Genomic DNA, 7,150 nt, shown 5'->3' with positions numbered 1-7,150 from the left:
CGGCGCCCTGCCGGCGGAAATAGCCGGCCAGCGCCTCGGTCGCGGGCGGCGGGCAGATCGGGTCGCGCCGGCCCGCCGTGATCAGGATGCGCCGGCCGGCGAGGCCGGGCTGTGGTGCCGGCTCGAACGGGATCAGCGGGTGCAGCAGCACCGCCGCGTCGAACAGGCCGGGATGCGCCAGGAGTACGGAGGCCAGGATGTTGGCGCCGTTGGAATAGCCGAAGCCGGCGACCTCCGCCGGGCGGTTGCCGGCCAGCCGCTCGCCGACAAAGGCCGCCATCTTCGCGGTGGCGCGGTCGAGATCGTCCATGTCGTAGCGCCCCTCGGCGAGCCGCCGGAAGTAGCGCAACGCGCCGCCCTCGGAGACGTCGCCGCGCGGCGCGACCAGCCGCGCATCGGGGCGGAGCTCGGCTCCCAGATCGAGGAACTGGTGCTCGTCGCCACCGGTGCCGTGGAACAGGAACAGGACCGGCGCGCCGGCCCCGGCCCCCGTATGCTCGGCGTAGGCGTAGCCGTGCTCGTCCATCCTATGGCTCCAGCTTCTGCAGCGTCGCTTCGAGCTTCGCCCGCAGATGCGCGTGCTGGGCCGGCAGCTTGAGGGCCTCGCCCAGATGCGCCGTATCCTCGTCGCGGTCGAAGCCGGGCTCGTTGGTGGCAATTTCGAACAGCACACCGCCGGGCGTGCGGAAATAGATCGCCCAGAAATAATCGCGGTCGATGACCGGGGTGACCTGGTAACCGGTATCGAGCAGCGCCTTGCGCACCTCGAGCTGCGCCGCCCGGTCTTCGACGGCAAAGGCGATGTGGTGCACCGAGCCGGCACCGAGATCGCCGCGCCCAACCTCCGGCAGGGTCTCGATGTCGATGATGTCGGCGCCGTTGCCGCCCGGCCGCACCAGTCGAGTGATGCCGGCGTGCGTCTCGGCAGGCTCGTAGCCCATGAACCTGAGCAGTTCCTCGGTGGCCCCGGCGTCGCGCAGCCTGAGCGAGGCCGAGTGGAAGCCGCGGATGGCCTCGTCGGCGCCGACCCCGCCCGCGGTCCACGGCGCGCGGGCGTCGCCGGCGTCCTCGACCAGCGCCAGCGTCTCGCCATCCGGGCCGCGGAAGGTCAGTCGCTTCTGGCCGAAACTCTCGGAGCGCTCGAGATCGCCGACCCGCTCGGCCGCCAGCCGCTGCTCCCAGAAGCCGAGGGCGCCTTCCGGCACCGAGAATACCGTCACCCCCACCTCGCCGGTGCCGGGCCGGCCGCGGATGATGTGCGGAAACGGGAAATAGGTCATCACCGACCCCGGCGTTCCCACTTCGTCGCCGTAATAGAGGTGATAGACGCTGGGCTCGTCGAAATTGACGGTCTGCTTCACCCGGCGCAGGCCGAGCGTTCCGGTATAGAAGGCATTGTTGGTGGCCGCGTCACGCGCCATGGCGGTAACGTGGTGCAATCCCCTGATCTGGTTGAGCATCGGTGACTCCTTTGCGGTTGGCTTGCCCCGCCGCCACCGATATGGGGCCTGCGCCTTCCAGCCGGAAGCGCATAACCCCTCACAGATCGTTCGCGATGGACGAACAATCTACACTGTGACGTCGTGCGCGACCCGGTCCTTGCCGCCGAAGACGCCGAGATAGCGCGCAATTTCGCGCTCGTCTCCGGTCGCCTTGTTGGGATTGTCGGAAAGCTTCACCGCCGGCCTGCCGTTGGCCTCGGTGACCTTGAGCACCAGCGAGATGGCGTCGAGCCCGTCGACCTCGCGCGGCGCGCAGCCCTCGAAATCGTTGGTGAGGTTGGTGCCCCAGCCGAAGGCCATGCGGACCTTGCCCTCGAAGTGCCGGTAGGTGGCCTCGATGCTGTCGACGTCGAGCGCGTCGGAGAAGATCAGCAGCTTGTCGCGCGGGTCCTTGCCCTTGGCCCGCCACCACGCCATGATTTTTTCGCCGGCCTCGATCGGCGGCATGCTGTCGGGCCGGAACCCGGTCCAGTTGGCGACCCAGTCGGGCGCGTCGCGCAGGAAGGCCGTGGTCCCGAATGTATCGGGCAGTACGATCAGCAGGTTGCCGCCGTAATACTGGTTCCAGTCCTGCAGCACCCGGTAGGGCGCGGCCCTCAGCGCCTCGTCGTTGGGCGCCAGGGCCCCCAGCACCATGGGCAACTCGTGGGCATTGGTGCCGATGGCCTCGAGATCGCTGTCCATGGCGAGCAGCACGTTGGAGGTGCCGGTGAAGGCCTCGCCGATCCCCTCCTTCAGCGCTTCGACGCACCAGCGCTGCCACAGGAAGGAATGGCGGCGGCGGGTGCCGAAATCCGAGATCCTGAGGTTCGTGAGCCGGCGCAGGCGCTCGACCTTGCTCCACATCTTGGCCTTGGCGCGGGCATAGAGCACGTCGAGCTCGAACTGGCCCATGTTCCGCATGGCGGCGCGCGAGCGCAGCTCGTTGATGATGGCGAGCGCCGGGATCTCCCACATCATCGTGTCGGTCCACGGCCCGGCGAAGCTGAGGTCGAACTGCCCGTCGCTGCGGCGCCGCAGCTCGTATTCGGGGAGCTGGAAGCGGGCGAGCCACTCGAGGAAGGCGGGCTCGAAGATCTGCGTGCGCCCGGCAAAACTGTTACCGGCGAGCCAGATCATCTCCTTCTTGCCGAAGCGCAGCGTGCGGGCGTGGTCGAGTTGGGCCCTGAGCTCGGCTTCGTCGATCTCCTCGGCAAGGCGGACGGAACCGGTGCGGTTGATCAGGGCGAAGGTGGCCTGGACCTTGGGGTACAGGCCCCAGATCATCTGCAGCATCAGCAGCTTGTAGAAGTCGGTGTCGAGCAGGCTCCGGATGATCGGGTCGAGCTTCCAGGTGTGGTTGTAGACCCGCTGTGCGATGTCGATCTTTGCCATGGCGCGTCCCGCCCTCCAAACGATCCGTGTCTAGGCCGGTTGGCGGCAGAAATCCAGTTTGCCGGCCGGCGCGCCGCCGGCGGCCGCGCCTGCGGGGTGGCTACGACACCTGTCCCCAGACCTCGAGCCGGCCCTGGTCGCGGATGTCGACGGTGCCGCGCCCGAGCACGATGGCGCCGTCGCGCTCGAGTTCCTTCAGCGCCCGCTGCACCACCTCGCGCACCGAGCCGACCATGGTCGCGATCTCCTGATGCGTGATGTTGACGCAGGCGAACTCGGCCTTCTCGATGATGTGGTCGTGCCGCCCGATGCAGCCGAGCAGCAGCCGCGCCACGCGCGCCGTGACGTCGCGCAGCGCCAGGTCCTCGACCACCATCCCCATGGCGCGCTGGCGCGCCGAGAGCAGCTTCAGCGCCGCCTTGGCCACCTGCGGGTGGCGGTCGACCAGCGCCGCCATGGCGCCCTTGGAAATGAAGCCCAGCGTGGTCGGTCCCACCGCCACGGCGCCGTCGGCGTTGGGGCCGCCATCGAACACGGCGACGTCGTTGAAGCTGGCGCCCGGGCCCAGCACGCGCACCACGTGCTGGCGCCCGTCCTCGGCGGTGCGCAGCAGCCGGACCTGCCCGGCGACGACGAAATACAGGCCCTCGCATTCCGTGCCCTCGACCAGGATGGTTTCACCGGCTCCCACCTGGCGGTGCCGCACCAGCGGTTGGATCGCGGCGCGCTCGGCCTCCTCCAGTCCGGCGAAATACGGCAGTTGCGCCAGCGCATCGGGCGCGTGGTCGGCGTGGGCGTGGGCAGCGTGCGTCAACAACCGGTCTCCCTGTGTCGGGCCCATATTTCTTGCCCTGAGCGACTTAAGTCGCTGAGCGGTGCGCCGGGGCGGCCCATGTTGCCGGCGAGGCATCAATATGCCCAGCAAGGAGAAACGACATGATCACAATCAAGACACTGACGAGCGGCGCCGCGGTGGTGCTGGCCGGCCTGCTGCTCGGCACGCAGGGGGCCCAGGCCCACTGCGACGCCATCGACGGGCCCGTGGCCAGCGCCGCCCAGGCCGCGCTGGACAGCGGCAACGTCAACCTGGCCCTGCCCTACGCGCCGGCGACCGCCGAGGCCGAGATCGTCGCGGCCTTCGACGCGGCCCTCAAGGTGCGCACGCTCAGCCCCGACGCCAAGGCGCTTGCCGACCTGTCCTTCATCGAGACCACGGTGCGGCTGCACCGCGCCGGCGAGGGCGCCGCCTATACCGGCCTCAAGCCGGCCGGCCTCGACTTCGGGCCGGCCATTCCGGCGGCAGACGCGGCCATCGCGAGCGGCGACGCCGGCGCGGTCGTGGCCCTGCTCACCGAGCACATGCAGCACGGCCTCGAGGTCAAGTTCGAGCACGCTCTCGAAAGCCAGAAGGCCACGCTGCAGCCGGCCACCGCCGCCGAAGTCCCGGCGGCGCGGGCGCGCGCCAGCGCCGAACTCGGCTTTGTCGGCTATGTTGAAGGCCTGCGCGCGGCCGTGGAAGGCGCCGCGCACGCCGAATGACCCCAGGCCGGCGCCGCCGTGGCGCCGGCCCCCACCCCCCACCCACAGGAGACGACGATGAAATTCGAAATCCCCGAGCCGATGAAGATCGAGCACGACGAACTGCACGCCGACCTCGTCAAGGCCACGCAGGCCGGCGGCCGCACCGGCGACGCTGCCAAGGCGGTGGCCAAGGTGCTGCACCACCACTTCGTCAAGGAGGAAGCCTACGCCCTGCCGCCGCTGGGCCTGCTGGCCCCGCTGGCCGCCGGCCGCTTCGAGCCGGAGATGGCAGCGGTGCTGGAGCTGACCGACCGGCTCGAGGCCGAACTGCCGCAGATGCTGGCCGAGCACGCCCAGATCGTGGCGGCGCTGCAGGAGCTGATCGCGGCCGCCACCGGCGAGAAGCGGCCCGAAGTCGTGCGCTTCGCCGAACAGCTGATGCTGCACGCCAGGACCGAAGAGGAAGTGGCCTATCCGGCGGCGCTGCTGGTCGGCCGCGAGGTCAAGGCGCGGCTCGCCGCCCGGCGGGCGGCGTGAGCCTGAAGCGGCGGGATCGCCCGGCAACGGGCGGTCCTGCGTTCTTCCAGGTGGCGTTGAAATCGATTTAGCATCCGTGCCTGCCGACCCGGCGCGATGGCCCTGAAGGGCCTTGACTTGGCACGCAGCAAGAGTGAGAAAAGGATTTCTCATTCGGGAGCATTGCCATGGATGCGGGGGTCGTCGATCAGGACTTCTATGTGCAGGTCGGGGACGAAGTGACGTTGACCCGCGAGGTCACGGAGGATGCTGTCCGGATCTTCGCCGACCTCAGCGGCGACCATTCGCCCAACCATGTCGACGAAGGGGTGATGGCGGCGTCGGTGTACAAGGGGCGCATCGCCCACGGGGCGCTGCTGGTCGCCTACATGTCGGCCTGCTCGACCGAACTGGTCGAACGCACGCCGGGGGTACGGGCTTCCGAAACGCCGGTATCGCTGGGCTATGACGGCATCCGCTTCCTCAACCCGGTCTATATCGGCGACGCACTCAAGCTGCACTACCGGGTCGGCGAGATCGACCCCTCGCGCCGGCGCGCCGTGTCCGAGATCACCATCACGAACCAGCACGGCACGACCGTGTGCGTGGGCAAGCACATCCTCAAGTGGGTGGCCTGACGGCGGCGGCGGCGCCCCCCTCCCGCCGCCCGGGCCGAGGGGAATAGCGGGCCGGGCGGACGGCCACGGGAGGGATCATGTACGACTACATCATCATCGGCGGCGGCTCGGCCGGCTCGGTCCTCGCCGCGCGGCTGAGCGAGGATGCGGCCACGCGCGTGCTGCTGCTCGAGGCCGGACCGCGCGACTGGAACCCGTTCATCCACCTGCCGGTCGGCTACTACCGCACCACCAAGGGCGGGCTGACCTGGGGATTCCGGCTTGCCCCGCAGCGCCACCAGCACGACGTCGCCCCCGACTACACGCAGGCGCGCGTGCTCGGCGGCGGCAGTTCCATCAATGCCCAGGTCTATACCCGGGGCGCGCCGGCCGACTACGACGCCTGGGCGCAATCCGGCTGCCCCGGCTGGTCGTTCGCCGACGTGCTGCCCTATTTCGTGCGGGCGGAATCCAATGCGCGCTTCGCAGGAGAGCTGCACGGCACCGACGGCCCGCTGGCCGTCTCCGACCAGCGCTACACGCACAGGCTGAGCCTCGCCTTCGTGCGCGCCTGCCAGGAATACGGCATGCCCTACAACGCCGACTTCAACGGCGCCCGGCAGCTCGGCGCGGGCCTCTACCAGGTCACCAACCGCGACGGCCGGCGCTGCAGCGCCGCCGCCGGCTACCTCAGGCCGGCCCGCGGCCGCCGCAACCTCACCGTGCACACCGGCGCCAGCGTCCGGCGCATCCTCATCGAGCACGGCCGCGCCGTCGGCGTGCGCGTCGCCCGGGGCGGGCGCGAGCAGGACATCCGGGCCGGGCGCGAAATCATCGTCGCCGCCGGCGCCATCAACTCGCCCAAGCTGCTGATGCTGTCGGGGATCGGCCCGGCGGGGGAGCTGTCGGCGCTGGGCCTCGACGTCAAGGCCGACCTGCCGGGCGTCGGGCGCAACCTGCACGACCATCTCGACGTCTTCCTGATGTACCGTCTCAGAAACGTCGAGAGCTACGACGTCTACCGCCGCCTGCACCGCCAGGTCGCCGCCGGGCTGCAATATGCGGCCTATCGCGACGGCCCGGTGAGCGCCACCATCTGCGAAGGCGGCGCCTTCTGGCGCAGCGATGCGGGCCTGGCCGCGCCCGACCTGCAGTTCCACTTCCTTGCCGGGACCGGCATCGAGGCGGTGACCGGGGCCGACGCGGTGGGCAACGGCTGCACGCTGAACGCCTACTTCCTGCACCCGCGCTCGCGCGGCACCGTCACCCTGCGCAGCGCCGACCCCGCGGCGCCGCCGGTCATCGACCCCAATTTCCTCGCCGACCCGATCGACCTCGAAAGAACCGTGGATGCGCTCGAGATCGGCCGGGAGATCATGGCGCAGCACGCCATCAGCCGGGTGCTGGCCGAGGAGTTCCAGCCGGGCCCGCGCCTCGCCGGCCGCGCCGAACTCGCCGACTATGCGCGCGCCAGCGGCCGCTCGGGATACCATCCGGTGGGCACCTGCCGCATGGGGCAGGACGCCATGAGCGTGGTCGATCCGCAGTTGCGGGTCGCCGGCATCGACGGGCTGCGGGTGGCCGACAGCTCGGTCATGCCCCGGCTCATTTCGGGCAATA

The 7,150-nt window shown here is 70.0% G+C and carries 8 protein-coding genes; 4 read left to right on the top strand and 4 right to left on the bottom strand.

Features of this window, described 5'->3' with window-relative positions; genetic code table 11:
- From VGD93_RS16030 to VGD93_RS16015, 4 genes are all read right to left on the bottom strand, one after another.
- Positions 1 to 526, bottom strand: a 526-nt coding sequence (locus VGD93_RS16030) for an alpha/beta hydrolase (protein WP_395013172.1), incomplete at its 3' end; no start/stop codon positions are given.
- 1 nt (position 527) lies between these two features.
- Positions 528 to 1,460: a VOC family protein gene (locus tag VGD93_RS16025; RefSeq protein ID WP_395013171.1), complete on the bottom strand. Its 933-nt coding sequence runs from the start codon at positions 1,458 to 1,460 to the stop codon at positions 528 to 530.
- Between the two features lie 108 nt (positions 1,461 to 1,568).
- On the bottom strand, positions 1,569 to 2,876 hold the full coding sequence (gene pncB, locus VGD93_RS16020) for a nicotinate phosphoribosyltransferase (RefSeq protein WP_395013170.1): 1,308 nt from the start codon (positions 2,874 to 2,876) through the stop codon (positions 1,569 to 1,571).
- 100 nt (positions 2,877 to 2,976) lie between these two features.
- Entirely contained in the window at positions 2,977 to 3,690 is a 714-nt protein-coding gene (locus tag VGD93_RS16015; protein WP_395013169.1) for a Crp/Fnr family transcriptional regulator, read from the bottom strand.
- A 122-nt stretch (positions 3,691 to 3,812) separates the two neighbouring features.
- Between VGD93_RS16015 and VGD93_RS16010 the strand changes: the two genes are divergently transcribed.
- The 4 genes from VGD93_RS16010 to VGD93_RS15995 all read left to right on the top strand — a co-directional run.
- Positions 3,813 to 4,415, top strand: a complete 603-nt coding sequence (locus VGD93_RS16010) for a DUF6448 family protein (RefSeq protein ID WP_395013168.1) — start codon at positions 3,813 to 3,815, stop codon at positions 4,413 to 4,415.
- A gap of 57 nt (positions 4,416 to 4,472) precedes the next feature.
- A complete protein-coding gene (locus tag VGD93_RS16005) occupies positions 4,473 to 4,934 on the top strand; it encodes a hemerythrin domain-containing protein (protein ID WP_395013167.1) in 462 nt (153 codons plus the stop codon).
- Positions 4,935 to 5,101: 167 nt separating this feature from the next.
- On the top strand, positions 5,102 to 5,551 hold the full coding sequence (locus tag VGD93_RS16000) for a MaoC family dehydratase (RefSeq protein WP_395013166.1): 450 nt from the start codon (positions 5,102 to 5,104) through the stop codon (positions 5,549 to 5,551).
- A gap of 77 nt (positions 5,552 to 5,628) precedes the next feature.
- Positions 5,629 to 7,150, top strand: a 1,522-nt coding sequence (locus VGD93_RS15995; protein WP_395013165.1) for a GMC family oxidoreductase, incomplete at its 3' end; no start/stop codon positions are given.

The sequence above is a fragment of the Devosia sp. genome (assembly GCF_036406155.1).
GTDB lineage: Bacteria > Pseudomonadota > Alphaproteobacteria > Rhizobiales > Devosiaceae > Devosia_A.
This window is presented reverse-complemented; position numbering and strand designations above follow the sequence as displayed.